Raw genomic sequence first — 26,381 nt, forward strand, 5'->3', positions numbered from 1 at the left:
GATGGAAAGTGAGTCGACGCCAGGATGACTGAAGAGGCAAAAGGGGAACCCCGCGGCGGATTTCCCGGCCGGGCGCGAGAAGTCGCGATCCTGCGCACGGTGCTGGCGGGCCAAGGCGGCACCTGGTGCGTCGCGGTCACCGGCGAACCGGGGATCGGCAAGAGCCGGCTGCTGACGGAGCTGGGGAAGCTCGCAGACGCAGCAGGACGAACGGTCCGCAGCGCACGCGCGGCGGAGTTCGAGACCCACATTCCGTTCGGTCTGTTCGTCACCGCGCTCGACGACCGGCTCGCCGAGCTGGGCCCGGAGCGTCTCGCCGCCCTCGGGCAACAGCAGCTCGCCCTTCTCGCGACCGTGTTCCCGGCGATACCCGCCCCCGGTCCCGCCGACCTGGTCGACGCCGAGCGGTACCGTTTGCACCGCGCGGTGCGCGCCTTGCTGGAGCTGGTCGCCGAGCCCTCCGGGCTGGTGCTCGTCTTCGACGATCTGCACTGGGCGGACGAGGGTTCGGTCGAGCTGCTCGACCACCTTTTGCGGCACCCGCCCCAGGCGCGGCTGACCCTGGCATTGGCGAGCAGGCCCCGGCAGACGTCGCTGCGGCTGTGGCACACGCTGTCCCGCGCCGCGTCCGACGGGGTGGCCGAGCTGCTGGAACTCGCGCCGCTGAGCCGAGCCGATGCCGGCCACGTCATGCCGGAAGGTCTGAGCCGTTCCCGGCGGGAAGAGCTTTACCGGGCCAGTGGCGGAAACCCGTTCTACCTGGAAGCCCTGGTGCGGGCCGATGAGCGGAGCATCGCCGTGGGCGATGCGGCGCTCCACCCCGACGCGGCGATCCCGGTGGCGGTCCACGCCGTGCTCGCTGCCGAGTTGGCCGCGTTGACACCGCAAGAGCGGGTCGTCGCGCACGCCGCCGCGGTCGTGGGTGACGACTTCGAGTCTGATTCGCTCGCCGAAACGGCGGCAATGGACGCCGGGGCCGTGCTCGCCGCGCTCGACCGGCTCGCCGAGCGTGACCTGGTGCGACTGGACGGCGCGAGCGGCCGGTTCCGGTACCGGCATCCGCTGGTGCGCAGCGTCGCCTACCAGGACGCCGGCCCTGGCTGGCGGCTGCAGGCGCACGGCCGGGCCGCGTCGGCACTCCGGAGCCGGGGCGCGCCGCCCGCCGAGTTCGCCCGGCACGTGGAGCGATCCGCCGTCCGTGGTGACCACGAGGCGGTCGCGGCGCTCACCGAGGCGGCCGAGGCGACGATGCACACCACGCCGGCGACCGCCGGGCACTTCCTGCGGGCGGCCATCCGGTTGCTCCCCGACTCGCAGTCGGCCACGCCGCAGCGCCTGACCCTGCTCGGCCGGCTGGCACACGCACTGGGCGCTACTGGCGATCTGCGGCAGGCCAGGGAAGCCATGCACGAGGTGCTGCGGCTCCTGCCTGCCGAACTCACCCAGATCCGGGCACAGACGGCGCGGGCCTGTGCGACGGTGGAGCAGATCCTCGGGCGCTACACCGAGGCCAGGGCGATGCTGCACAGCGAGTGGAAACGCGTCGAGGGCGTTGACGCACACTCGGCGGCCGTCCTGCTCGTCGCGCTCGTTGCCGGTGAAAGCGTCGAGCACGAGCGCGGACAGGACCGGGTGGCCGAGGCGATCGCCGCCGCGCGGGACGTCGGGGACCCGATGCTGCTGGTGACGGCATTGTCGGCCGCAACGCTCATCGACCGGCGGGCGGACCGGCTGGACGAGGCGGCCGCACTCCTGGACGCGCTGCCCGACAGCGACCTGGTCCGCGACATCGATGCGGCGTTCTGGCTGAGCTGGTCGGAAGTCTCCGCCGACCGGCTCACGGCGGCGAGCCGGCACATGAGCCGTGGCCTGCAACTGGCCCGCGTGAGCGGGCAGTCCCACAAGATCGCGCTGCTGACCGCGGTCCGCGGCATGGTGCATGCCTACCTCGGCGAGCTGGCGGCGGCGACGACCTGCTTCGACGACAGCCTGGATTCGGCGGAACTGACCGGCAGCGAGGAGCTGCGCGTCATGGCGTTGACCTTCGGGTGCTGGATCACCACCTGGCGCGGCGACCTGGCCGAGGCCATCCGCCTGGGTAAGGAGGCCATCGTCGTCAACAACCAGGCGACGGCGATGAGTTCCTGGCGCAGTGGCCAGGCCGAGGCGATGCTAGCGCAGGCGATGTTGCACTCGGGTGATCCGCACGCCTGCATCAAGCTGCTGCTCACCAGTAGCGGTGGGGCCGAACTGCCCGCAGTGGGCCTCCGGACCAGGCCATTGGTCTACCTGATGCTCACGGAGGCGGAGGTCGCGGCCGGCCGCGTTGCCGCGGCCACGGCATGGGCGGCCCGAGCGGAGGAAGTGGCCGGTCAGCTCCAGCTTCCGCTGCGCACCGCCATGGCGCAGCAGGCCCGCGCGATCGCCACGCTGCCAACGGATCCGGCGGCAGCCGCACTGCTCGCTGTCGCCGCTGCCAGCACGTTCGGCCGGATCGGGGCGGCCGTGGAGGCCGGGCGGGCGCACTTGCTCGCCGCGACGGCGTTCGGCGGCGGCGGGGCCATCGACCAGGCCCGTGCGCACCTCTTGTCCGCCCGCGCGCTGTTCACGCGGTGTGACGCGCAACTGTTCCTGCCGCAGGTCGCGCGCGAGGAGCGGCGTCTGAACGCGCGCGGCCCCCGGCCCGAAAGCGGCGCCGAACGGTTCGACTTGACCGCCCGTGAGGTCGAGATCGTCAACCTGGTCTCGGACGGCCTGACCAACCGTGACATCGGTCTGCGGCTGCACTTGAGTCCCAAGACCGTGGAAGTCCACCTGGGCCGGGTCTACGCGAAGGTCGGAGTCTCCGGCCGTGCTGCTCTGGCCGGCGTGTGGGCCGCCGCGGCGCGCGATTGAGGACGCCACGGCAGCCGACAACTCAGTTGCCGAGGTCGCGCACGTACAGGTTGAACTTCCGGCTGGTGCCGTCACCGCCCAGGGTCGTCGCGCTGGTCGTGAAGGCGACGTGGTGGCCGTCGGCCGAAATCGAGGGGCTGTAGCTGTACCCGTCGCTCTGCGAGCCGTCATTGGCGACGCTGACCCTGGTCGTGGTGGCCGTCACCCGGTCGCGCACGAACACGTCCCAGCTTGAGTTGGTGTCGCCCGTCACCAGCTTGTCCTCGCCGGACACGAACGCGATGTAGCGGCCGTCGGCGGAGAGCGTCGTCCGCTCCTGGCCGGGGGTTCTGCTGTCGCTCAGGCCGTCGGGGCCGAGGTTCACCTGCGTCGTCGTCCGGGTAACCCGGTCGTACAGGAAGAGGTCGGTGTCGTTCGGACCGCCGGTGTCACCCGCCACCAGATTCGACGCCGTGGATTCGAACGCGACGTAGCGGCCGTCGGCCGAGATGGTCGCCGTGCGACTGGCGGAATTGCCTTCGCCGCCGTCGGGACCGACGCTGATCCGGTCAGTGGACCCGGTCAGCTGATCGTGCACGAACACGTCGTCCGCATGGTTGGTGTCGGGGAACAGGGACAGCGTCTTCGCCCCGGAAGAGAAGGCGACGTAGCGCCCGTCTGCCGAAATCGACGGGAGTTGGCTGATGTCGTCGCCCTGTCGACCGTTCGAATCGACACTGGCCCTGGTGGTCTCACCGGTCTGCCGGTCGCGCACGAACACGTCGTGGATGTCGTTGGTGTCGCCGAACACGAGGTTCGATGCGAAGGAGTCGAACGCGACGAACCGGCCGTCGGCGGAGATCGACGGATGGGAACTCTCACTGTCGCTCTGCTCGCCGTGCCTTCCGACGCTGACCCTGGTCGTCTCACCGGTCTGCAGGTCGTGCACGAAAATGTCGCGGTAGCGGTTCGTGTCACCGTCCACCAGGTTCGTCGCGAAGGACTCGAAGGCGACGTAGCGGCCGTCCGCGGAGATCGACGGATTCCGGCTCACGTTGTTGGCCTGGATGCCTGCGGAGTCGACGCTGACCCTGGTGATGACACCGGTCTGCCGGTCGCGCACGAACACGTCGTCCGCTCGGTTGGTGTCCCCGGCGACCAAGTCCCGTGCCGGCGAAGCGAAAGCCACGTAGCGGCCGTCGGCGGAGATCGACGGCCCGCTGGCGGAGTTGCTGATCGGTGCCGTGCCTGCCGGCCCCGGCTCGGCATCCGAGGCGTGTGCGACGCCGACCGGTAGCAGCGCTGCGACGATGCCCGACACGAGCACTGCGTGCCTTGCGTTGCGGATTACGGAGAGACGTCTCATGGGTGTCCTTCTGTTCGGTTCGCCGCCACGGCGGCGTGTTGCCCGGATCAGCGTTCCGTGTCGGGCCGGCCGAAGCATGAGGGAACCCCCTACACCTTCGGCGTCGCGTTCTCCGCCCCGCTGTGGATGACGGGCGCCTCGTTCAGCTCCGGGCCGCGCCCTCAGCAGCCGGGAGCTCTGGTTCGACGCCGCCCACATGGTCGAACGCCTCCGGCTGTTCTTCGTCATCCTGCTCGGCGAAACCGTCCTCTGGCATGCCTGTGGGTGGCGTACCTCGGCGGCGGCGGTGACGTCACCTCCGCCGGCGCCGCCGGTCAGGGTGATGTTGCGCATGGAATCCGGACGGGCCGATCGGCCCCTGCTCGTACGGGGAGACGCCCGGGCGGTTGATGGTGCCGCCGTCCCGCACGGCGCTCAGGGCGGGGCCGAGGGCCTGGCGGGTGCCGACGGTCCATCGCGACGGCCTGCTGACCTGCCCGTACGCGCAGCACCGCCCGGCCGAGCACCCGCGCACCCGCGCACCCGGAACACACCGCCCAGCGCGACCGGCCCCCAGGCCCGGGGCTGGGGCCGCGGACATGAGCCAGCTTCACCGCGCTGCCCACGGTGTGACCAGCCCCGCCGTCAACGCGCTGTGCCACCAGACCTACGACCGCTGACACAGCACGCGCCCCGGCCCCTGGTCAGACCGGATGGCCCGCGGTCGTCCCGGGACAACTTCACGGCGCGCGGATGCACGCAGGCCCTCTTTCGAAACCCCTGCACTTGCGTTGCACAAATACCTGTGTTCGCGGCCTGAGAATTTAACAGCCCCGGCAGGGAGGGTTTTTGCCGGTAACACGCAGGGCTAAATATTCGACGTACACGATCCGCGACGGCGTGCTACTGTCGAAGTCGGTTGCAGTTTTGGTACCCAAAAAAACTTCAAGCGTCTCCAGTAGGCCTCCCGCCGCATGGAAGCGCTTCGTATTTCCGGTCATTTTTCCGGGCAGGGCATCATCGCGGCGACGCGGTATCCGTAAAATGCGGATACCGGTGTACTGCCCAAAGGAGATACAACATGGCTGCTGGCACCGTGAAGTGGTTCAACGCGGAAAAGGGCTTCGGCTTCATCGAGCAGGACGGTGGCGGCGCTGACGTGTTCGCCCACTTCTCGAACATCGCTGCCCAGGGCTTCCGCGAACTGCAGGAGGGCCAGAAGGTCACCTTCGACATCGCGCAGGGCCAGAAGGGCCCGACGGCCGAGAACATCGTTCCCGCCTGACGCTGACGCGCACATAGTAGCTGGGGCCCGCATCCCTCGGGGGTGCGGGCCCCAGCTGCACGCATTTCCGCAGAGTCTCACCTCAGGAAGCACGACTTTGAGGGACGCAGCCTCCTCGGAACCGGACCCATCGATGCCCCGGAATCATTCCAGGCATCATCCACCATTCTCGCCCGCGTCGCCACGGATTCCCCGTCGTCCACGCTCGCGTTCGCATTTCATTCGGTCCGTTCCAGTGATTCCTCGCGCTGCTCTTCGCCTGCGGAATTCCTCGATACGTGCCGTATCGAGGAAGGTTCTGCATGAACCCCGCCCGTACGAACAGCCGCTCCTCCCGCACCCGCCGCATCGGTGGCCCCGCTACCGGCTCCAGCACTGGTTCCGCTCGGGGCAATGGCTTCGGTCCGTCATCCACTCCGAGCCGCTCGGGTGCACCGAACCGCTCGGGCGGCTACCGCCGGCTGCCGACCGCGGTGCAGGGCGACTTCGCCCTGCCGAAGACGATCACTGCGGCGCTGCCTGCTGTCGAGGCGTTCGCCGACCTGGGCATGCCCGCCGAGCTTCTGGCCGAGCTCACCGCGCAGGGCGTATCCGTGCCGTTCCCCATCCAGGGTGCGACGCTGCCGAACTCCCTGGCTGGCCGCGACGTCCTGGGCCGCGGCCGGACCGGCTCCGGCAAAACCCTCGCATTCGGCTTGGCCCTGCTGGCCCGCACCGCCGGACAGCGCGCCGAGCCCCGCCAACCGCTGGCCCTGGTCCTGGTCCCCACCCGGGAACTCGCCCAGCAGGTAACCGACGCCCTCACCCCCTACGCGCGCGCCGTGAAGCTGCGCCTGGCAGCCGTCGTCGGCGGGATGCCGATCGGCAGGCAGGCGAGCGCCCTGCGGGGTGGTGCTGAAGTCGTCGTGGCCACCCCCGGACGGCTCAAGGACCTCATCGACCGCGGTGACTGCCGGCTGGACCAGGTCGCGATCACCGTCCTGGACGAGGCCGACCAGATGGCCGACATGGGCTTCATGCCGCAGGTCACCACGCTCCTGGACCAGGTCCGTACTGGGGGCCAGTGCCTGCTCTTCTCCGCGACCCTGGACCGCAACGTCGACCTCCTGGTCCGCCGCTACCTCGCCGACCCCGTCGTTCACTCCGTGGACCCCGCCCAGGGGGCGGTCACCACCATGGAACACCACGTCCTGCACGTGCACGGCGCGGACAAGCACCGGCTGACGACGGAGATCGCGGCACGCGAAGGCCGGGTGATCATGTTCCTGGACACCAAGCATGCCGTGGACCGCCTCACACAGGACCTCCTCGCAAGTGGCGTCCGGGCCGCCGCCCTGCACGGCGGGAAGTCACAGCCGCAGCGCACCCGCACCCTCGCCCACTTCAAGGCCGGGCACGTCGCCGTCCTCGTGGCGACGAACGTGGCGGCACGGGGCATCCACGTCGACGACCTCGACCTCGTCGTGAACGTCGACCCTCCGGCCGACCACAAGGACTACCTCCACCGTGGCGGCCGCACCGCGCGGGCCGGCGAGTCCGGCCGTGTCGTCACCCTGGTGACCTCCAACCAGCGCCGCGGCATGATCCACCTCATGGCCGCCGCCGGCATCACCCCCCAGACCACCCAGGTCCGCTCCGGCGAGGAAGCCCTCAGCCGGATCACCGGTGCCCGGACCCCCTCAGGCGTCCCAGTGACCATCACCGCTCCGGTCTCGGAGCGGTCCAAGCGCGAAGCCGCTTCCCGCGGTCGGCGCAGGTCTGTTCCGGCCGGCCGGCGCCTGAGCGTGCGGCCCCGGTCCTCCTTCGATGCGGCGGCCTGAGAGCTGCGTGGTCCGGACCCTGATCCATCTCCGCAGGAGGCACGTTGTGACGCTGGTCCACATGCAGTCCCACTCGGCAGACGCCAACCCTGCGCACCGGACGGCGGACGACGCGCTGGACGCGGCCGTCCCACAGGTCTGTGACGACATGACGGTCGAAGTGGCCCTGGCCGTCATGGCCAGCGCCCGCGCAGGTCATCTGCTCGTCAGTGACGAAGACGGCTCGTGCACCGGGCTGATCACCGAGGGTCGGCTCATCGCCATCCGCGACAGCGCGGCGTACACGGACCGGATCCGTCTTCGCGCTGTTCTCGGCGATCATGGGCCGTTCACCCTGCCCGTCGTCCATGAGCCGGGAAGCGCTCCGGGTGTCCTCGCCCATGCACGCTGATCCGCCTCACCGTGGCACTACCCTCCCCTACTCCTTTACTCCTTGCTGTGAGGCATCATGCGCTGTGTCATCGCTCGTTTCCCGTTCGACCTGACCAAGAGCGGTGTCCTGGAATCGATGAAGGGCGTCAAGCCCGAGCAGGTCGTCGGCGAATCCGTGATCATCGGGCGCCGTGCCTACCCCGTCAAGCAGGTGGGTCAGATCGTCACTCGCCAGGACCGCCGGGACTTCAGTGCCGGCGAAGTCCTGCGGGCCATGACCCGCCTCGGCTTCACTTGCCGTGGCCTTCCCGGAGCCGCCGCGCCCACGCGCGTCCTCGACCCGCTCCAGCACGCCTCCGCGATGCTCGGTACTTCGGTGGCCATCTGACCGACGGCTCGGCGCCAGTTGGCGCGAGTGGCACCCGAACAGCGAGAAGGGCCCGACCGGCAGGCGCCGGTCGGGCCCTTTCGCGTCCCCGCGTCCCCGCGTCCCGGGGGTGAGACCAGGGCAGGTGCGTCGGTGGCCGGCCGTCCCGCGGGCTCCGGTGGTCGCGCTACCGGGCGCGCAAGGCACTCACCGGCTTCCCGCCGGAGGCCCCCGTTGTGACCGCGGTCGCTCGGGCGAGGTGGTTGACCATGGGCCGGCCGAACGAACCGGCCGCCCTCCATCTCAAGGGTGCGTACACGCAGCGCGCGTGGGCGCGAGTCGTGGACGGCCACCTCAAGCCCTCCACGTGGGCCGTCACCTGCAGGGTGCAGGTCCCTCTGACGCGGTGCTTTCGCCGCGGGCTCGGAGACGACCCCATCGCGACCCCCGCACTCCGACAACATCTTGGTCGGGGCAGCGGAAACAGAAGGCCGGCGCAGTACCAGGGTCGGCGGATGGTGTAGTAGTTCCTTCGGGGGCCTTGGTGCCGTACGGCACCAAGGCCCCTCCACGCGTTCCATGAGAGAGGTTCAATGACAGCAGACGACTCGTTCGGCCGTCTCGACGACGACGACTATCCCGCCTACACCATGGGCCGGGCCGCCGAAATGCTCGGCACCAGCCAGGGGTTTCTGCGCGCCATCGGCGAAGCTCGTCTGATCACCCCGCTCCGCTCCGAGGGCGGCCACCGCCGTTACTCCCGCTACCAGCTGCGCATCGCCGCCCGCGCCCGCGAACTCGTCGATCAGGGCACCCCCATCGAGGCCGCCTGCCGCATCATCATCCTCGAAGACCAGCTTGAGGAAGCCCAGCGCATCAACGCCGAATACCGCCGCGCCGCCGAATCACCCACTCCGCCACCCTCGCCCTGAAACGAGCATCCCGTCGGTGTCGGCGGGCTCACGACGTTGAATCGCCGCGGGTGGCGGAAGCGTCCGCGCGAAGCAACTCGACGGCGTCCGGCCGAACCCAGCGCGGCGCGTGGAAGCCCACGGGTCAAGGTCAGCCGGCGATTTGGAGGGCACGGGGCACGTGCTGAGCTCGGCCAGGGGGCGGACAGGATGGGCCGCGTCGTTGTCGGCGAGCACCGGGTTCAGTTCGTCGACCGCGCCCTGGGCGCCGGCCGGCAGGCCGGTGAGGGCGGTGATCCGACCGGCCAGTCGACGCAAGTCGGCTGCGCTATCGCGGACCAGGAGGTCACCGTGCGGTCGACGGTGCGTGTGTCGCGGGTGGGTCGTACGCGCGGTTCACCGGCCACGAAAGGGAGGCCTTACACGCGGCGTCCTTGCCGGTGCTGGGCGTTCTCGGTCTCGCGCTGGCGGTGGCGGTGGCGAGGCGCACTGGCCAGGATCTTGCGGCTGCCGCCCACCCGGGTGCGAGTGATCCGGCAACCAGAGCTCGACGAGCTCGGTGATCGGTTCCGTGCGGCCACCGACGGGCGGCCGAATCGGGACGACGAGGCGCACCAGTGGCGGTGCAACGCATTCCACGGATTCTCGAATCTGCCCACACCCCGTGGCGACGGCCAGATCCGCAACGGTCGTGTCCTGCGTCTCACCGGAACGGTGGGCCATGCGCCGCCCATCCGGCCCGCCGCGCAGCGCCAACCGTTCCGCGCGCCTCGGTGAGCGTCCCGATCTGGTTGCCCTTGATCAGGACGGCGTTCCCCACCCCCGTACGCATGCGCTTCCGTACGAGTGCCTCGTCGGTGCAACGCGTCGTCTCCAGTCAGCTGGCCCCCGCCCCCGACCCGCGCCGTTGGCTCGCGCCATCCGTCGAGTTCGTCCTCGGCCCCCGGCCGAGCACTCCGGGGGCTGGGATTCGGTCCTCCACCGCACACATCAGCCGGCAACGCCTCGACGCGGTGTGTGGGGGGGAACCCGACACCACAGGTCGGTCGGTCAGGAACCATGACCCCGAGAAGCAGAGTTCGCGAAGCCGAGTCGTTCGCCTCACTGCTTGCGCAACTCACCGAACCACCGGACGATCGCCGAGGTGGCGGCGACATTGGACCCGAGGTGACGGGATCCGTGATGGTCGACTTCGGCGAGATCGACGATCGAAGCGTGCACGCCGTTCCTGAGCAGAGCCGCCCGGCAGTGTTCGGTGTTGGCGGTGACGGCCTGTTCGTCCCCGGTCGCCATGTAGAGCCGGACCGGAGCACGGGGAGCCCAGTCGGTGCATACGGCGTCGGTCGTGCGCAGCGCCGCTGCCAGCGGCCCCGTCGGGTGCGCGAGCATCTCGCGGCCCTGCTCGGTCAGCAGCTCCTCCAGAGTGCCCGGGGTCCCCCGCATCAGCTGCTCACCCGTGTGGGTGCCGTCGAAGAGCGCCTCGACGGTGCTGTCATAAGGGGCTCGGAAGACCTCGCCAGGGCTGTCGTAGATGTGGTGGAGCCGGTGGAAGGCCACCAGGGTGTACGCCGCGTACAGCACGCTGGACTTGGCTTCCAGCCTGCCGTCGAGCAGCGCGGGAAGCTCCGCGCCGCCGAAGTCGTACGCGCCGCTGACCGGTGCCAGCGCCCCCAGCCTGAACCACCGGTCCTCACCCGCCTCCAGAGCGCGGCCGAGACCCAGTGCGGCCGAGGCGCCCTGCGAGAAGCCGGTGACCATGACCTCGCGCTCCAGCAAGTGTCCCGTGCGGGGCGCGAAGGCGCGGGCCGCCCGCAGCATGTCCAGGGATGCCGTGGTCTCGGAGCCGATGTCCATCCAGGGGTGTAAGCCGGGCCCCTTCCCCATCCCCAGATAGTCGGGCGCGACCCCGGCGGCGCCGGCCGCCGCGTGCGCGATCACCGGAGCGGACACGAACTTGCCGCGCTGCATGGACGGGGAATCATCCTTGTGGCTGCCCGTTCCGTGCGTAAAGGAGACCGCCCGCAATCGTCCGCTGCTGTTGAGCGGCACTACGAACAGCCCACTCGCCGTGGTGGGCCGTCCGTACGCATCGACGGTCCGGTAGACCAGTCGGTACGCGACCACGCCGTGCCGGACGGTGTCGACTTCGAACCCGGCTGCGCCGAGCTCGACGGACACGGCCTGCGGGGTCGCGAGCGTGTACAGCTTCTCGGCGGAGACCAGCGTGCCCCGGCCGCGTTCATCTTGCTGCGCCTGGACTCCGCCGGCGGGCGAAGTGGCGGCGGCGGTGGCGACGGCGGGCGCGAACAGCAGCAGGCCGCAGCAGATGGCTGCCACTTTGAGACCGCCGCGGTACAGGGGCCTGCCGCGCGAGGATGAGGAGACGAAGACGGCCATGAGTTCCCCCAAATGTGTCTCGGCGAATGCCGGTTGAGCCTGTCAGTTCAGCCTCATGCGTTGCGATCTTCGGCACACTGGGGCAGACCCCCTGAAGCTTTCTGGTGGTTGCCCCCGTTCCGCGTTCATCGCCCGAAGACGGCCACCGCCACATCGGGTCCGGAAGTGCCGCTGCCCGGGTCGGCCATGCCGTTCGGGGCCGAAGCGGTCTGACCAGCAAACATCGAGCCCTAGGATCTGCGGCATGGCAACGCGACTTGTGCAGATCAACATGAAGGCCCAGGACGACTCCGTACTCGGCCGGTTCTGGGCGGAGGCACTCGGCTGGGGTGTCGACAGCGAGGGCCCCGGCGTGACCAACCTCGAACCGGTGGGGTTCGACTACCCCGACCCGGTGGCCGTCTGCATCGACATCGTCGCCCGCCCGGAACCAAAAACGGTCAAGAACCGGGTGCACCTTGATCTGGCCACCACTTCGACCGCCCATCAGGCGGAGTTGGTCACGCGCCTGAAGGACCTCGGTGCGACGCTCACCGACGTGGGTCAGGGCAACGTCCCCTGGACGGTCATGGCCGACCCGGAGGGCAACGAGTTCTGCGTCCTGGAGCCCCGCCCGATCTACCGGGACACCGGGCCGATCGCCGCGGTGGTGGTCGACTGCACCGACCCACGAGAGATGGCCCGGTTCTGGGGCGGCGCGATGGACTGGACCCTGCACGAGGTCACCGACGACCACGCGACCATGCGCTCCGCCAAAGGCGTCGGCCCCTACCTGGAATTCGTCCGCACCCCCGACGGCAAGAGCGTGTGGAACCGCGTCCACCTCGACGTCTGCCCCTACCCCGATGACGACCTGGCAGCAGAGGCAGCTCGACTGCGCGCCTTGGGAGCCACCGACCCCGGTATCGACCAGTCCGCCATCTCCTGGACGGTTCTGGCCGACCCGGAGGGCAACGAGTTCTGCCTCCTCACCCCTCGCTGACCCTGAGCAACGGCCCCGGCCGGTTTCGGGTCAGCGGCGCGGACCACGTGGCGTCAGCGCATGTCGCCGAAGGCGGGGATCGCCCCCGGAACGGGCTGTCCATCGGGCGGGCGCCCCTGTGACGCCTGGTCAGGTCAGGCCCGGCAATCACCGGGTTGCCGCAGGGCCCGACGCGCGGCGGCAACCCGTGCGACCCCGGACAGGGCAGGCCGGTATCCGACGTCCGGTCGAGTGCGAGGCCCGCTCCGCGGGCGTGTACCAATCCCGGACACGGCCGCCGCGACAAGAACGCTGGGGTCCGTTGCTCCTCTTCCCGGCTGGAGCCGCTCGTTTGCTCGAACGCCAGCGGCTCAAGCTCCGACCGGACCAGCCAGGGTGGGGCGTTGGCCCCCGCGCCGTGTGATGTCCGGCGGGGGCCAGCCCGGCGTGCGTCTCGCCACTCCTAGGCTCGCCGTGCTGACCAGCTCCAGCTTCCACGTCGGCGATCACTCCCGACCGGGCACCCGGCCCGTACGAAGCCGTCATCCGCCAGAGCGCCACCGCCCTCTACGGTGGCCTGCGCGACGTCAACGTCCGCCAGAGGGCGCCCACCCACGGGACTGCGGTTTGCTCCGGCACGGCTCAAATGGCGGGCCCTGCCAGGACGATGGTCACTGCCGCGGTAGCGCCGGACAGTTGTTCGACCGCCTCACCCCATCGACTACGCCCCGCGGAATCTGGTCGGGTCACGGCGGCGCCGACAACGCCGTCGAGGCGCTCTCGTGGGCCGGTCGGTTTGGGGCGCCAGCTGGGCCGCCTGCCTTGGTGTGTCAGGTGGAGGGAGGTGGGGTGAGACCGTCCAGTAGGACGGTGAGGTAAGCGTGGACGAGGTCAGGCGAGGACGGCTCGGCGCGGGCGACGGCCAAGGCCGTGGCGGCGATGAGGGCGGTGATCACTGTGGGGTCGAGGTCGGCGCGGACCTGCCCGTCACGGCGTGCGCCGTCGATCATTTCCTCGACGGCGCCGACCAGGCCGGCGCGCAGTGCGGTGGTGGCGGGCAGGTCCAGGCCGGTGAGCTGGTCGTTGATGGCGTGGTGTGCGCTCTGGAAGGCAATCAGCTCGCGCAGGAAGGTGCGCAAGGCCTGATAGGGCGTGGTCGCGGCGAGAAGATCGCGGGCGCGTTGGACGACGGGTTCGAGCAGCCGGGCGACAGCGGCGTCCAGCAGGGCGTCCTTGCCGCCGAACGCGCGCACGACGGTGGCGGCACCCAGTCCGGCGCGCTTCGCGATGACCTCGACGGTGAGGGACACACCGGGTTCGGCCAGTAGTGCCGTGGCGGCGTCCAGGACGAGGTCCCGGTTGCGCACGGCATCGGCGCGGCGTTTCTGGGTGGGCGTGGGGCCCGGCTGCTCCGAAGGCGTTGACAACTGAAATGCCCCTTCCACATAATCATCTGGAACGTGCGTTTCACTTAAGTCTAGCGGGAGGCGCATCCATGAACGAGCGGATCCTGATCTCCGGAGCCAGCATCGCCGGACTCACCTTGGCCCATTGGCTGGCCCGGCACGGCCTGCGGCCCACCATCGTCGAGCGCGCCCCCGAACTGCGCGCCGGCGGCAACGGGGTGGACGTGCGCGCCGACGCGGTCACCGTGGCCGAGCGGATGGGCCTCATGGACCGCATCCGCGAACTGGCCACCGACGTGCACGGCATGAAGTTCGTCGACGCCGCCAACCGCGCCGTCGCCCGGATCGACACCCGCGACGACGCTTCGGTCGAGATCATGCGGGGCGACCTGGTCGCACTGCTTCAGGAGACAGCCGGGGAAGCGGAGATCCTGTTCGGTGACTCGATCCGGGCCCTCAAGCAGGACGACCACGGCGTGACGGTCACCTTCGAGCACGCTCCCGCCCGCCGCTTCGACCTGGTGGTCGGCGCCGACGGAATGCACTCCCACCTGCGGCGGCTCGCCTTCGGCCCCGAGGACCGGTTCGTCCAGCACAAGGACCACTACTTCGCCTTCGCCAACGCCGACGGCAGGCTGGGCGAGGACCGCTGGGTGACGATGTTCAACACTCCGGGCAAGATGATCGGGATCTACCGGTCGGGCAACCACACCCAGGCCAAGGCGTACTTCATCTTCCGCTCCGAGCGGCTGAACTACGACCACCGCGACGTCGCCGAGCACAAGAGGCTGGTCACCGAAGCATTCGCCGACCAGCCGTGGCAGCCCGCCCGGGGCCTGTTGGAAGCGGCCCTGGCGGACCCCGACTTCTATTTCGACGCCCTCGGCCAGGTACAGATGGGCTCCTGGTCCAACGGCCGCATGGCGCTGGTCGGTGACGCGGCATGGTGCGCTTCCCCGGCCTCGGGCGCCGGCGCCGAACTGGCCATGGTCGGGGCGTACCGGCTGGCGGGAGAGCTGGCTGCGGCAGGCGGCAACCACCGGGGCGCCTTCGCCCGCTACGACGCCGTCCACCGGCCTCTGGTCGACCGCAAACAGCAGATCGGCCCGAACGTGCGCCTCATGGTGCCCAAGACCGAGGGCGGCCGCTGCGTGCGCGATGCGCTGGTCCGGCTGCCACTCATGAAGGCCGCGGGAGCGATCGAGCGCCGCCTGCAGGCCCGCGCCGCCGAGCCCCTGCCCCTCTACCACCGCGCCGCCTGAAGGAACCCCCACGGTCTCGGCCGATGACCTCCCCGGGAACACCCAGAGCGAGCCACGGCTCGCGGTACGGCGCAAGGGGCCCGACGTCGGCCCTGACACCGTGGATCGAAACGAAGGACCGTGCTCGCCGGGACAGTCCCTCGGGTATCGCGTCGCCGTGCAGGTTCAGATTCACGATCAGGACGGTACCGCCGCACGACCGGGACGCGTCCCGCGCCCGGTGTGGACTGCGACATCTCCACCTAGCCGAGGAGGCCCTCATGGTCCACCGCAGCGCCCCGCTGACCGAGACCGGTCGGCTTCGCCTGGCGCGCTGCGTCGTGGACGACGGCTGGCCGGTGCGGCAGGCCGCTGCCACTGGCCGCCCACACCGCGATCCCAGCCTCGACCGCCCACCGCGTCCTGGCCCGCCACCGGCTACCGCCGCTGGCCGTACTCGACCGGGCCACTGGCGAGCCCATCCGCCGGTACGAACGCGCCCGCCCGGGCGCACCGGTCCACATCGGCGTCAAAGACTCGGCCTGACCATCGAGCTCGGTGGTGACCTGTTCTGGTGGATGCTCAGCTAGAAGGGGCAGGGGACGGTGGATCTACTGATCGCCGATCAGGTGGGGGAGTTTGCGCATGTCGTGGAAGACGATGGTGCCCGGGCCTTCGAGTCGTTCGGCCTGGGTAAGCCCGCCTGCGTAGCCGAAGGCGCGCATCCCGGCGGCTCGGGCGGCCTGGACACCGGGGCGGCTGTCCTCGACCACGGCGCAGGCCGCGGGGTCGACGCCCATCTGCCGTGCCGCGTGCAGGAAGAGGTCAGGTGCCGGCTTGCCCCGGGAGACCTCGGTAGAACTGAAAATGTGGCCGGCGAACCGCTCGTAGAGTTCGGTGACACCCAGAGTGTGACGCATCTTCTCGTGGGAGCCGCTGGAGGCGACGCAGACCGGCAAGGTGATCTCGGCCAGCGCCTCGGGCAGCCCGTCCACGGCCTGGAGCCCGGCGTCAACCTCCTCCCGGTGGCGCTGAATCAGCTGCTTCCACCAGAAGGCGGCCGTCTCATCGCCCAGTCGCTGGGCGATCTGTTCACAGATGGATTCCCTGGAGCGCCCGATGAACCGGTCGATGACATCCGCCTGGGACAGCGGCCAGCCGAGTTCTGCCCCCAGCGCGATCTGGATGCGCACGGCGATGCGTTCGCTGTCGACCAGTACACCGTCGCAGTCGAATATGACGAGCTCGATCGGCTTGATCATTCCCGCAGCATACGGGCTTGCTCGGTCATGTGGCTGTGCCCCCGGCCGGGACGACCGTCGATCGTTGGAGGTGAGCAGGTTCCCTGCTGCGTCACGGCGACCGCCCCGGCTGTTGCCCCGGATACCCCCGGCGTCCGCTGTCACCCGGTACAGGCCCGCGCTGCGTGTACGGCTACCAGCGGTACCAGCGGCCACTGCTGCCCTTCGGGCGGGCAACGAAGCCGATCAGCCACAGGACCAGAACCGCGATGGCAACCCACCAAAGGACCTTCACCGCGAAACCGGCACCGAAAAGGACCAGGGCGAGTAGAAGAACAAGAAGCAGGGGAACCATAGTTGTCAACCTCCAAAGCGGCTTCTGCCCGGCCGCCTCCCGGCCATGCGTTCGATCTTTACGCGTTTCTTATCCGGCATGGTGGGCAGCAGATTTGGGCGCCGAGTGCCACGAGGGTCCTCAAGCCTGTGGGACCCGAGACCGGTGGCCTCGGGTCCCACAGGTGTGCGCAGCGGGTGGTTTATCGCAGGAGGAGGGGGAGGACTGCGACGAGGAGACTGACTGCGGCGATCATCAGGGGGACGACGCGGGCGTAGCCGTAGGGGATGGGCTGGAGCGCCGTCATGCGCGGTCGTCTGCTGGTCTTGCTGGGCGGGGTGTGCCGGCCTGCGTGTCGGACGTCGGCGATCTCCAGGCGGGCGCGGTGGTAGAGCCAGACGTCGATCTTGTCCTGGGGAACGGAAAGGGCGTCCAGGACGGCCGCGAGAACGTTGGGCGGGGGGAGCTGGTCGCTGCTCATGAGCCGGGACAGGGTCGTGCGGGAGAGGGACACGCCGTAGCCCTGGACGTCGCGTTCCATCCGGTCGAAGGTGGCGCCGGCGGTACTGCGGAGGGTGCGCAGGAGCTCCATGAGGTCGCGGGGCATGGTGCACAGCGAGAGAGCGCCCGTGACGGGGTCGACGTGGATGGGTGCGCTGGTGCGCTCGGCCGCCTCCACCGCTTCCAGGACGAGGCTGGCCATGTGGGTGTTGCCTGCACTGGGGGCGGCCGTGTGCGCGGTCGTGTCGGCTTCGCGGCGTGCGGTGCGGATCCGGGCGATCGACGGCAGCAGGGCTAGGGTGCGCCCGCTGTCAGGGGTGGCGGGGCTGTTGGGCGCGGGGCGTGTCAGTGATGCGGTTCCCGCTGGGCTGTTGCCGTCATCGTCGATGGTGGTCTTTCCGGCCTTCTTCTCGTTGATGGCGGCCTGGCGCAGGGCCAGCCAGCGGTCGGTGTCGTCGCTACGGCCGGTGGCCTGGGCGTATGCGGCGATGAGGTCGGCGGTGGGGATGTTGACGCCGGAAGTGACGCCGGACAGTGCGCTGACCGAGTAGTGGGAGCGCTTGGAGACCTCGGCGAGTGTCAGGCCGTCGCGGGCGGCGGCCATTTCGCCCACGAGCTGGGCCAGGCTCGGGGCGATTCGTTTCGGTAGCTGGCTGCGGGTCGGCCGGCCGGGTGGGCGGGTAGCCATCACCGCGCCCCGGCCTTGAGTGCGGATGTGCCGCCGAAGCCACCGAAGCCACCGAAGTGTCGCTCGCGAAGGTCGCGGAGGGCTTGTGCCGCGCGGAGGGTGGCATGCCGGGCTGAGCGGTGCAGGCGGAATGCGTAAGTGCTCACCTCGGCCTTGGCGCGGCGCATCGGTGCGGACAAGGCATGGACGAGGGTGACGGCGAGGTGGAGGGTGATCGCCATCGAGGTGACGCCGACGGCCACTGCCTCGGACAGGTGGCCGAACAGGAGGTGGAACGAAGCGCCGGCAGCGGCGCCGAGGGTGACGGCGAGCAGGGCAGGTGTGATGCGGTGGGTCAGGACACGGGCGGTGTGGGGGGTGGCGCGGACAAGGGGGGTGACCTCCATCGCCAGCTCGCCGAGGTGGAGGGCGATCTCGGTGGTGGTGACGGCAATGCCGACCGCCTGGGCGGGCTCGGCGAAGGCGTGCTGGAACAGCAGGCCGGCAGCGGTACCGAGGGCGAGAGCCGTGATCCCCCAGATCAGGCGCCACGGGCGGGTAGGGAGGCACAGCGATGCCTCGCGCGGGGCGTGCAACTGCATGACGATGAATCCGTTTCACTCGTGCTGTACGGCAGGTGATGTCTTGCGCCGGTCCCCCCGCACCGTGCGGTGCGGGGGTCCGAGCAGGCGGACCTGCTGTTTTGGCTGGACATCAGGTTTGGGAGTTCCGTCGCTCGGCCTGCAATGCCTCAAGCGCGACGGTTCCTTTTGCCTGGCCCAAACGAAAGCATGGCACCTAGCACGCCTCCAGGGAACATGACAGGGAGACCGCGAAAAACCCTCACACTTAAGCTGACTAACGGCTTACAAGGGGGCGCACGGCGGCGTGAACTGACTACCGCACATGTGTTCTTGGGGTGATGCAGATATATGCACGCGGCAGTTATGCATCCCGGTGGATCGAGTAGTTGCGGAGCCCCTGAAGCCGCCAGCCATGGCGGCCTGTTCCCGTCGCGAAGGCGTGCGGGACACCGCTCGGCGGGAACCGGGAGCGGGCAACGGCTAGCGGCCCTGGACGCGTTTCGCTACCGGGCGGCAGGCGGGCGCACGCCGGGGCGGAGGGAAAGGGCGCGAGGTGGCCTGCACCGGCGCACACAAGCGGAGGGGACGAATCCGCTACTTAACCGGAATCAAACTTCCCACGTTAGCGGCACCTCCAGGAAAGGCGTGAGGCGCGGGACAATGGGCACTCATGCACGATAACTCCTGGGGCTTATGCGCCGTTTGAGCTATGACTCACGTCACAATCGGGAGTCCGTTCGGGTGTGAAAAAACAGGTCTCTCCTCGTCATTGCTCCTGGCGGCGTGGCCGAATTCGCAGGTCAGGCCCGAATTGGCGGTTTTTCAGTTTTCCGAGACTCGTCTTGCGGAGCGCGTACCATAGACGGTGCGTCCATAGGCTCGTTTCATGGACGCAGGAGCCCGCTCGCCGGGCTCGGCATCCGAGCACTCGTCAGGCTGGACGTGCCCCTCGGATAAGGGATCCCCCGCGCTGCAATCGCGGGGGATCTTGCTTTGCCGAGGCCGCCCTCACACGGTCTCCACCCTTCAGAGCTCCGGCCCCTTCGCGCCGTCCTCTGCATACCTGCATCAACGATGTAAGCACGCGGGCTACGAGGCACGAACTCCGCCCCGACGCCCACGCGTTCGTCTTTCAGGCTGCCGCCCGTGGTAGCGCTTGGCGGCCGGGGAAACAGGCTGGTGGGAGACCGGGCCACGGTTGCCGCGGCGCGACAGCGGGCCGTGCCGATGCCGCCGCCCGTGACCTGAGCAGCGTCGCCGGGGCCGTAACCGAGGAGGCGGTGCAGGACCTCCACGTCGTAGGCCGGGCCGAGTTCCGCCCCGACCGGCAGCGGGTTCTCGGGCAAGCCGTCCCTCTTGACGTCGACGACGGCGACCCCGACGAGGTCGGTGCTCACGAGCTCGAACGAGCCCGGCGAGACTTCCGTCAGGGAGCAGCTGACGGCGGGAGCAGCTGGGGCGGGCGCGGTCGCGGACGCTGCGAAGGCGCCGGTGGCGGGTCCCAGGGCCAGCGCCGCGCAGACCGGTGCGGCCAGGAAAAGGGAGTGGCGACCCTTCATGACGGCCTCCAGAGGGGGAGCGGAGGAAGAACGTCGCCTCATTTCGAGGCTAGGCTCCCGTCCCGGGACCCGAACGCGCACGCGCACCGGGCAGGCGTATGGATCACTCGATAGGCTGTTCCGATGGGCACGGCGCCGAACCTGGGCCTGCCTGCGGGAGTGCCCTCGGGCCTCATCGGGACGCAGATCGGCGGCTACCGGATCGACCGGCACGGCCGCCTCTGTGACAGGGAAGTGTTCCTCGGTGGCCCGCGCCCCAGGCCGAGCCCCGACCCCCCGCCAAGTGACGTTCTTACAAGCGGGGTTTCAGCAGATCAAGATCGAGCTCCAGCTGATCGGTAGGCGGCAGGGGCGGCGAGCCGTCGAGTACCCGCGACCGTGAGGGTGGCCAGCACCTTCTCCGAGTAGTGCTCGGCCACCCGCCCGTACGCTCGCGTCACTGACCCGCTCCCCGGCCCCGGCCCCGGCCCGGCCGCGAACGGCAGCAGGCAGCATCGTCTCGACCAGCTCCAGCGCGATCCGCTCGGAGGCGCGCTGTGCCGCCGGGAGGCGGCCGCCGTCATGCGCTCCTCGGAGGCACCAGCCTTGCGCAGCAGGGTGGAGTGCATGACCGTCAGGTCGGTGTTACCGACGATCTGCGCGGCGCGGAGCTGGACCAGGTCGATCGTGGTCCGCGGTACGGGCCGGTTCCCGGTCGCCCGGGAGAGCAGCCCGGCCAGCTCCTTGAACTCGGGATCAGCGCGACCGGGTGGGACATCCGAGTCCGCGGGGCCCGGTGCCGGCGGGGATGTCGATGGCGGTCGGGGTGGCGGCTGTCTTCGCGCTCAGGAGGCGCTCGTCGGTCGTCTTCGCGTCATCCGGATCGGCTTCCTGTTTCTCTGACGGAGCCCCCGCACGAGTGTGACCGTTGCGGGAAGGGATCTCTGCCGGTCCGCTCCCGCGCCGCAGCCGCACGAGGGCCGCCCCCGCCATCAGCGCGATCAGTCCGCACACCGACCCCCACCCGAAAGCGGCGTACAACTGCACCGCCGCCCACGAACCCGCCGTCCCGCCCAGGTACGCGCACGTCATGTACGCGGTGCCCAGCCGGCTGCGCGCGTCCGGCCGCACTGCGTAAACCCGCGCCTGGTTGGCGACGCTCCCGCACTGCATCGCCACGTCCAGCAGCAGCGTCCCCGCGCCCAGCGCGACCAGCCCTCCGGTCCCGCCCGTCCCGCCCCCCGCCAGCACCGCGGCCGCGGCGAGGACCCCGAGCAGGCAGACCCCGTTCACCGGGCCCGGGCCGTGGCGGTCGACCAGCCGCCCCGCGTACGGGGTGCACAGCATCGTGACCGCCCCCACCAGCGCCAGCAGCCCCACCGCCGACGCCCCCAATCCGTACGCCGGCCCCGTCAGCAGCAGCGCCGCACCGGTCCACGCCGCCGAGAAGGCGCCGAAGGCCATGGCTTGGCAGAAGGACGACCGGCGCAGTTCCGGTTCCGTGCGCAGCAGCCGCAGCGGCTCCAGCAGGAACAGCCGGTACGGGACCCGCCCCGCCTGCGGCGACGGCCGCGTGACCGGCACCGCGTACGCCAACACCCCAGCAAGCAGCAGGGCCAGGGCCGCCGCCACCAGGTACGGGGCCCGCCACCCCAACCGGTCCCCCAGCACCCCGCCGAGCGTCCGGGACAGCAGCATTCCCCCGGTCGACCCGCTCAGCAGCGTCCCGAGGACCGCCCCGCGCCGCTCGGGCGCCACCATCCCGGCGGCCATCGGTGCGACGACCTGCGCGGCCACGGTGGTCAGCCCGACCAGCCCGCTCGCGGCGAGCAACGGCCCCAGCGCCGGTGCGCACCCCGCGGCCAGCAGCGCCAGCCCGGACAGCGACAGGAACACCACCAGCAGGGTCCGGTGCCGGATCCGGTCCCCGAGCGGCACCAGCAACACCATCCCCGCGGTGTAGCCGATCTGGGTGGCCGTCACCACGGACGCGGCCGCGGCCGCGTCCGTGCCGAGCCCCTCGGCGACCAGCGGCCCGACGGCCTGCGGAAAGTACAGGTTGCCCACGGCCACGGCGCAGGTCACCGCCAGGAGCAGCACCAGCCCCCGGCCCGGCTCACTTCGGGATGTCATGGCAGGCAGTCCACGACACGCCCAGCGCCGTGCCAATCGATGTAGTGTGCGGCTTAATGATCAGCTTCGAGCTCGGCGTCGAGGACCTCGCCGATACCCGGTTCGCCCTCTCGCCGCTCGGCGAGACCGTGTTGAGCCTGCGCATCCTGCGGGACCCGGGCATCTCGGCCCTCCACCTGCCCTGGTACCGCTCGGTCCTGCCCCGCCTCGGCGCACTCGATCGGGAGCTGCTGCGCGCCCTGGTCGCAGACCGGCTGACCCTCCCGGACTTCCTCACCCCGCGGCCCACCGTCTTCGAGCCGTCCTTCGCTGACGAACTCGCCGTCGTCCGCCGGACCCCGCCCTCGACCGTCACCCGCGACCTGCTCGCCGCCCACTCCCCGAACCCCCTCCCGCACACCCTGCTCACCGAGGAGCCGGCCGCCCTGCGCGACCGGATCTGCGCGCTCCTGGCGGCCTACTGGGAGCTCGCGGTCCGGCCCTTCTGGCCGCAGATTCGCCTGGTCGCCGAGGCCGACATGACCTACCGAGCCCGACAACTGGCCCGCGGCGGCGCCCGGATGCTCTTCGCCGACATGCATCCCCAGCTGCGCTGGGAGGACGACGGCTCCCGCGGCGTCCTGCGCATCCACCGCACGATCGGCGGCTACCACACCAAGGCTTCCGGCCGGGGACTCCTGCTCGCCCCCTCGGTCTTCTGTCACAAGCCAGCGCCGCCCGTCGGCCCGGACGAACCCCCCTGGCTGCTCTATCCGAGCCGCGGGGTCGCCACCCTGTGGAGCCCGACCCCCGACCCCACCGACGCGGCCCTCGTCCGGCTCCTCGGCGCACCCCGGGCTCGGCTGCTCACCCTCCTGGCGGAACCCCGGTCCACCGCCGAACTGGCCCGTCGACTGCGGGTCACGCCGAGCGCGGTCTCCCAGCACCTGCGCGTCCTGTACGACGCGGGCCTGGCCACCCGTGCCCGCCAGGGCCGCCATGTCCTCTACCGCCGCACCCCGTCGGCCGACGCTCTCACCGGCACCGGCACCGGCACCGGGCCCGGCGGCCCGGCCGGTCAGGGGGCTCCGAAGTCCCAGGCCTCGACGTCGCGGTAGCGGATCGGGCCCGGGCCGCGGCCGACACGGCGGCTCTGCGACCGCCGCTCTGCGGCTTCCCGACAGCCGCTTGGTCCGGGCCGTGGACGTCCCGCCGTGGTTACGGTCGGACTCGGCTGCGGTCGGACGCGGCTGCGGTGGGACGCGGTTTCGGTCGGACGCGCCGTGCTCGCCGGAACGGCTCTTCTGCCATGTCTGCGGCCGCGCGAAAACGCACGGCCTCGCCGTTCATCCACGGCTGGCCATACCCGTTGGTGGCCGTACTGAACACCAGCGCTGCGACGGTCCGGGACCGGCGCACCGCTCGCGCTCCCGGCCGAGTTGACCCTCCCCTTTGCCCTGCTGTTCCCGCGGCTCGCCGCCGTCGTTCACCACGCCGTCGCCGGGACCACGGCGGCAGCCCTGCGCGCCGGGATCCCGTCGGTCACCGTGCCCGTGGCCGCGGACCAGCCCTTCTGGGCCGCGCGGCTCGCCGCAACCGGCGCGGCTCCGGCCCCGATCCCCTTCCGCTCCCTGACGGCGGAACGCCTCGCCGACGCCCTCACGGCCGCCGTAAGGGAACCGTCGTACACAAAGGCGGCCATGGCCTGCGCGGGCCACATGGCCACCGATGACGGGGCAGCCGCCGTCGTGCGGGCCGTGCGACGGCTGGCGGACTGAGCACAGGGACGCGGGGTAGCCGTCGTCCGGTCCGGCGCGCCGATTTCTTCCGCCACACCCACCACACCGTCACCGCCGACCGCTTCGTGCGTGTCAGAACGGAGGCACCAGATCAATGCCGAACACCTCCCCCGCGCCGGTGATCTCCAGCAACGGAGTGAACTGCTCCCCTCTGCGCGGCGGGGAGAAATTCTGGAGTTTCGAGTCAGTCGGCGATGGCGACTCGGGCGTCCATGACCAGGGCGCCTGTGGCGGCCACGCCCTGGACGGCGTGCCCGGCCAGCGGATCGGATCCAAGGCCGACCGACGGCGGCATGTCCACCTTTGGCCTATACGCCGTGTATGTCATGACCTAAGTGCTATTGATGTATTTCAGTCACATCTCACCTTGGAGGTATGCAATGCGTACACGTCTTCTCCGTTTCACCGTCGTCCTGAGTGCCGCCGCGGCGCTCGGCCTGGCCGGAGCCGCGGCGGCCAGTGCCGACGGCGTCGGCAACTCGGGCATCGGGAACTCCGGAGTGGGGAACTCCGGTATCGGGAACACCGGTGTTGGGAACTCGGGCTTCGCCAACCTGGGCCTGGGCAACTCCGGCATCGCCAACTCCGGAATCGGCAGCTCGGGCATCGGCAACTCCGGGGTCGGCAGCTCGGGCATCGGCAACTAGCCCTCCAACGGACCTTCGCGGCGAGTCGCCCCCTCTTCGGCGGGGCACGGCCGGGCCACCGCCCCGCCGTGCCCGCGCCAGCTGGGACGACGAGACGGCCCCCGGAAGGGGGCGGGGACGGCCGGCTTCCTCCTTCCTCCTTCCTCCTCGGGCGACGCTCTCAACGGGGTTGGCGGTCCCAGAACTGGCAGTGATGCGCAGAGTCCGGGTCCACGGTGTGGATCGCACCCGGTCCGGGAGCCAGCGACTGCACCGGCTGCTGGCTCCGAGGCGACTCGGAGCGCAGGACAGGCCAGAGCGGGGCGTCAGGGGCATTCGGGGTGCCGGTGTGCGCGAAGTTCGTCCAGTAGTCGACCATCTGGTCGGACAAGGCATGCTGAGCGTCGGTCAACGGCTCCTCGGTCTGGACCGAGGAGAACAGGAACGGCAGCTCGAAGCCGTGAGCCGCTCCGTACGGGAAGTCCGGGTTCGCCGGCAGACCGGCGAGGGTCGGAGGATCCGGATCGCTGAACTCGTACCCGTAGAGAGGGAGGCCGGGGGCGTGGGCGGCGATGGCCCGGTCGGCCGCTAGCGTGGTGCAGGCAAGGGACCGGTCGGTCAGCACCGCGGCCCAGGCCAGTGCGGGCGTGGGGTGGTCTGCCACCGGGTACTGCGCCTCGACGGCAGGGGCGGTGGCCCCGAAGGCGTCCGCCAGGCGGCCACGGTAGTCCTCCTCGGTGCGGATCGGGAACGCAGCGAGCGACAGTCCGACGAACATCCGCATTTCATCGTGGTTGGTGCCCTGGATGAGCGGTACGTGGTGGAAGCGCCCCGTCCTCAGCGCCTCCTCCGGCGCCAGGGGCAGCAGTGCGTTACCGAAGGCGGGCCGGTTGAAGGACTGCATCAGCTGCGCGGTGGCGAGGTGATCCGTGCTTTCTCTGCGCAGGCACGCCAGCACCTCACTGGCGCCACCCGTCGTGCAACCCAGCTGCCGAGCGGCTTGCGCACCGGTCATCTCGACATCGCGCTGTGAGGCGAACGGCTCATATGCCGGTGTTGCGGGTCCAAGGGCGCCTTGCGGGAAGGACATGAAACAGGAACCGCTCTGGAGCACGGCCCGCTGGAAGAGCCCGGCTGCCGTCGGTGAGGTGAGGTGCGCACAGATGCTGAGGGCGCCCGCGGACTCGCCGAACAACGTGACGTTGTCCGGATCACCCCCGAAGTGTTCCGCGTTGGCCCGCACCCAGCGCAGGGCTGACTGCTGGTCTGCCAGACCGAACGGTGGGGCGGACCCCAGACCGGCATGGGCGAAGTAGCCGAAGATTCCCAGCCGGTAGTTGACGGTCACGACAACCGTGTCGCCCCTGACCGCGAGCTTTTCGGCGCTGTAGTCATTGCCGGAACCGCCGAGGAACGCTCCGCCATGCATCCACACCAGCACGGGCCGCTTGCCGCCGGCCCGCTTGGGAGTCGGCGTCGGCGTCGTGACGTTGAGGTAGAGACAGTCCTCCGCGCCGACTACGGTGACCGCGCCGGGCGCCGGCATCTGCACACAGCGCTCCCCCTTGACCGTCGCGTCCCGGACGCCACGCCACGTGGCGACGGGCCCCGGTGGCCGCCAGCGCAGCGATCCCGTCGGCGGCGCCGCGTAGGGGATACCGTCATAGGTGCTGTACGAGCCGTGTGAAACGCCACGTACCAGGCCATGGTCGGTACGTACGACGGAGCCGCCCTGTCCCGGCGGATGCGCGGAGTCGGACGGTGCGCCGGCCGCCGGTACGGCAGCGGCTGCAAGGACTGCGACCGCGCAGAACAAGGGGAAGAGCACCCCACGGATCCTGTTTCTTTGGCGTGTGGACCATGCGGTCAGGGCTGAAGACATACGGACAACACCCTTCTTCGTCGAATGGGGCCGCACGAGGCCGGTCAGGCCGCATCGAGCCATGACCTGCAGCACCGACATGGACCCGCGCGGTCAGCTCGTACGCTAAGAGCTCCCG

Annotated in this window: 21 protein-coding genes and 3 pseudogenes; 12 read left to right on the forward strand and 12 right to left on the reverse strand. The window is 70.3% G+C overall.

The annotated features are described in order from the left end of the window. Positions 1-24: 24 nt before the first annotated feature. Positions 25-2,895, forward strand: a complete 2,871-nt coding sequence (locus tag OHA65_RS01695; RefSeq protein ID WP_329312335.1) for an AAA family ATPase — start codon at positions 25-27, stop codon at positions 2,893-2,895. A gap of 22 nt (positions 2,896-2,917) precedes the next feature. Here OHA65_RS01695 and OHA65_RS01700 read toward each other — a convergent pair whose 3' ends face one another. After that, positions 2,918-4,573 carry a hypothetical protein gene (locus OHA65_RS01700; RefSeq protein WP_329312337.1) on the reverse strand — a complete coding sequence of 552 codons (1,656 nt, stop codon included), beginning with the start codon at positions 4,571-4,573 and terminating at the stop codon, positions 2,918-2,920. A gap of 727 nt (positions 4,574-5,300) precedes the next feature. On the opposite strand from OHA65_RS01700, the gene OHA65_RS01705 reads away from it, so the two are divergent. The 5 genes from OHA65_RS01705 (at position 5,301) to OHA65_RS01725 (ending at position 8,995) form a co-directional block, all read left to right on the forward strand. Further along, complete coding sequence (locus OHA65_RS01705; protein WP_285341619.1) at positions 5,301-5,504, forward strand: cold-shock protein; 204 nt, start codon at positions 5,301-5,303, stop codon at positions 5,502-5,504. Positions 5,505-5,806: 302 nt separating this feature from the next. After that, entirely contained in the window at positions 5,807-7,324 is a 1,518-nt protein-coding gene (locus OHA65_RS01710) for a DEAD/DEAH box helicase (protein WP_327281256.1), read from the forward strand. 46 nt (positions 7,325-7,370) lie between these two features. Further along, positions 7,371-7,715, forward strand: coding sequence for a CBS domain-containing protein (locus OHA65_RS01715; RefSeq protein ID WP_405754246.1), 345 nt, complete (start codon positions 7,371-7,373; stop codon positions 7,713-7,715). Between the two features lie 57 nt (positions 7,716-7,772). Then, entirely contained in the window at positions 7,773-8,084 is a 312-nt protein-coding gene (locus OHA65_RS01720) for an SCO5918 family protein (RefSeq protein ID WP_327281258.1), read from the forward strand. A 572-nt stretch (positions 8,085-8,656) separates the two neighbouring features. Further along, on the forward strand, positions 8,657-8,995 hold the full coding sequence (locus OHA65_RS01725; RefSeq protein ID WP_328761236.1) for a MerR family transcriptional regulator: 339 nt from the start codon (positions 8,657-8,659) through the stop codon (positions 8,993-8,995). A gap of 624 nt (positions 8,996-9,619) precedes the next feature. On the opposite strand, the pseudogene eno reads toward OHA65_RS01725, so the two are convergent. Both eno and OHA65_RS01735 read right to left on the reverse strand, forming a co-directional pair. Next, a pseudogene (gene eno, locus OHA65_RS01730) lies at positions 9,620-9,921 on the reverse strand (phosphopyruvate hydratase); the annotation flags it as partial. 154 nt (positions 9,922-10,075) lie between these two features. Continuing rightward, the gene (locus OHA65_RS01735; RefSeq protein WP_405760893.1) at positions 10,076-11,371 is read right to left on the reverse strand and encodes a lipase; all 1,296 of its coding nucleotides are present in this window, start codon (positions 11,369-11,371) and stop codon (positions 10,076-10,078) included. A gap of 244 nt (positions 11,372-11,615) precedes the next feature. Here OHA65_RS01735 and OHA65_RS01740 point away from each other — a divergent pair, with 244 nt between their 5' ends. After that, entirely contained in the window at positions 11,616-12,353 is a 738-nt protein-coding gene (locus OHA65_RS01740; RefSeq protein WP_405760895.1) for a VOC family protein, read from the forward strand. 809 nt (positions 12,354-13,162) lie between these two features. On the opposite strand, the gene OHA65_RS01745 is transcribed toward OHA65_RS01740, so the two are convergent. After that, on the reverse strand, positions 13,163-13,759 hold the full coding sequence (locus OHA65_RS01745) for a TetR/AcrR family transcriptional regulator (RefSeq protein WP_328761239.1): 597 nt from the start codon (positions 13,757-13,759) through the stop codon (positions 13,163-13,165). A gap of 68 nt (positions 13,760-13,827) precedes the next feature. Between OHA65_RS01745 and OHA65_RS01750 the strand changes: the two genes are divergently transcribed. Next, positions 13,828-15,000 (forward strand): FAD-dependent monooxygenase, encoded by a 1,173-nt coding sequence (locus tag OHA65_RS01750; RefSeq protein ID WP_328761240.1) that lies wholly within the window; start codon positions 13,828-13,830, stop codon positions 14,998-15,000. 260 nt (positions 15,001-15,260) lie between these two features. Beyond that, positions 15,261-15,513 (forward strand): annotated as a pseudogene (locus OHA65_RS01755) (IS481 family transposase); the annotation flags it as partial. 77 nt (positions 15,514-15,590) lie between these two features. Here the strand turns inward: OHA65_RS01755 and OHA65_RS01760 are convergent. The 6 genes from OHA65_RS01760 to OHA65_RS01785 form a co-directional block, all read right to left on the reverse strand. Beyond that, complete coding sequence (locus OHA65_RS01760) at positions 15,591-16,241, reverse strand: HAD family hydrolase (protein ID WP_328761241.1); 651 nt, start codon at positions 16,239-16,241, stop codon at positions 15,591-15,593. Positions 16,242-16,413: 172 nt separating this feature from the next. Continuing rightward, positions 16,414-16,575 (reverse strand): hydrophobic protein, encoded by a 162-nt coding sequence (locus OHA65_RS01765; protein WP_327281265.1) that lies wholly within the window; start codon positions 16,573-16,575, stop codon positions 16,414-16,416. A 181-nt stretch (positions 16,576-16,756) separates the two neighbouring features. Further along, the gene (locus OHA65_RS01770; RefSeq protein WP_327281266.1) at positions 16,757-17,743 is read right to left on the reverse strand and encodes a helix-turn-helix domain-containing protein; all 987 of its coding nucleotides are present in this window, start codon (positions 17,741-17,743) and stop codon (positions 16,757-16,759) included. Further along, positions 17,743-18,324 (reverse strand): hypothetical protein, encoded by a 582-nt coding sequence (locus tag OHA65_RS01775; protein ID WP_405760898.1) that lies wholly within the window; start codon positions 18,322-18,324, stop codon positions 17,743-17,745. Before OHA65_RS01775 ends, OHA65_RS01770 begins: the two co-directional genes overlap by 1 nt. Positions 18,325-20,179: 1,855 nt before the next feature. After that, positions 20,180-20,584: a carboxymuconolactone decarboxylase family protein gene (locus OHA65_RS01780; RefSeq protein WP_405763356.1), complete on the reverse strand. Its 405-nt coding sequence runs from the start codon at positions 20,582-20,584 to the stop codon at positions 20,180-20,182. Between the two features lie 16 nt (positions 20,585-20,600). Continuing rightward, positions 20,601-21,977, reverse strand: coding sequence for an MFS transporter (locus tag OHA65_RS01785; protein WP_329312345.1), 1,377 nt, complete (start codon positions 21,975-21,977; stop codon positions 20,601-20,603). A 56-nt stretch (positions 21,978-22,033) separates the two neighbouring features. On the opposite strand from OHA65_RS01785, the gene OHA65_RS01790 reads away from it, so the two are divergent. After that, the gene (locus OHA65_RS01790; protein WP_405760901.1) at positions 22,034-23,074 is read left to right on the forward strand and encodes an ArsR/SmtB family transcription factor; all 1,041 of its coding nucleotides are present in this window, start codon (positions 22,034-22,036) and stop codon (positions 23,072-23,074) included. Between the two features lie 327 nt (positions 23,075-23,401). Continuing rightward, positions 23,402-23,734, forward strand: a pseudogene (locus OHA65_RS01795) (glycosyltransferase); the annotation flags it as partial. 205 nt (positions 23,735-23,939) lie between these two features. Here OHA65_RS01795 and OHA65_RS01800 read toward each other — a convergent pair. Beyond that, positions 23,940-24,083 (reverse strand): hypothetical protein, encoded by a 144-nt coding sequence (locus tag OHA65_RS01800; RefSeq protein ID WP_327281270.1) that lies wholly within the window; start codon positions 24,081-24,083, stop codon positions 23,940-23,942. Between the two features lie 52 nt (positions 24,084-24,135). Between OHA65_RS01800 and OHA65_RS01805 the strand changes: the two genes are divergently transcribed. Next, positions 24,136-24,402 carry a pentapeptide repeat-containing protein gene (locus OHA65_RS01805; RefSeq protein ID WP_327281271.1) on the forward strand — a complete coding sequence of 89 codons (267 nt, stop codon included), beginning with the start codon at positions 24,136-24,138 and terminating at the stop codon, positions 24,400-24,402. Between the two features lie 160 nt (positions 24,403-24,562). On the opposite strand, the gene OHA65_RS01810 is transcribed toward OHA65_RS01805, so the two are convergent. Then, complete coding sequence (locus tag OHA65_RS01810) at positions 24,563-26,263, reverse strand: carboxylesterase family protein (protein WP_327281272.1); 1,701 nt, start codon at positions 26,261-26,263, stop codon at positions 24,563-24,565. Between the last annotated feature and the right edge of the window lie 118 nt (positions 26,264-26,381).

It is taken from the genome of Streptomyces sp. NBC_00045 (assembly GCF_045041095.1).
Lineage (GTDB): Bacteria > Actinomycetota > Actinomycetes > Streptomycetales > Streptomycetaceae > Streptomyces.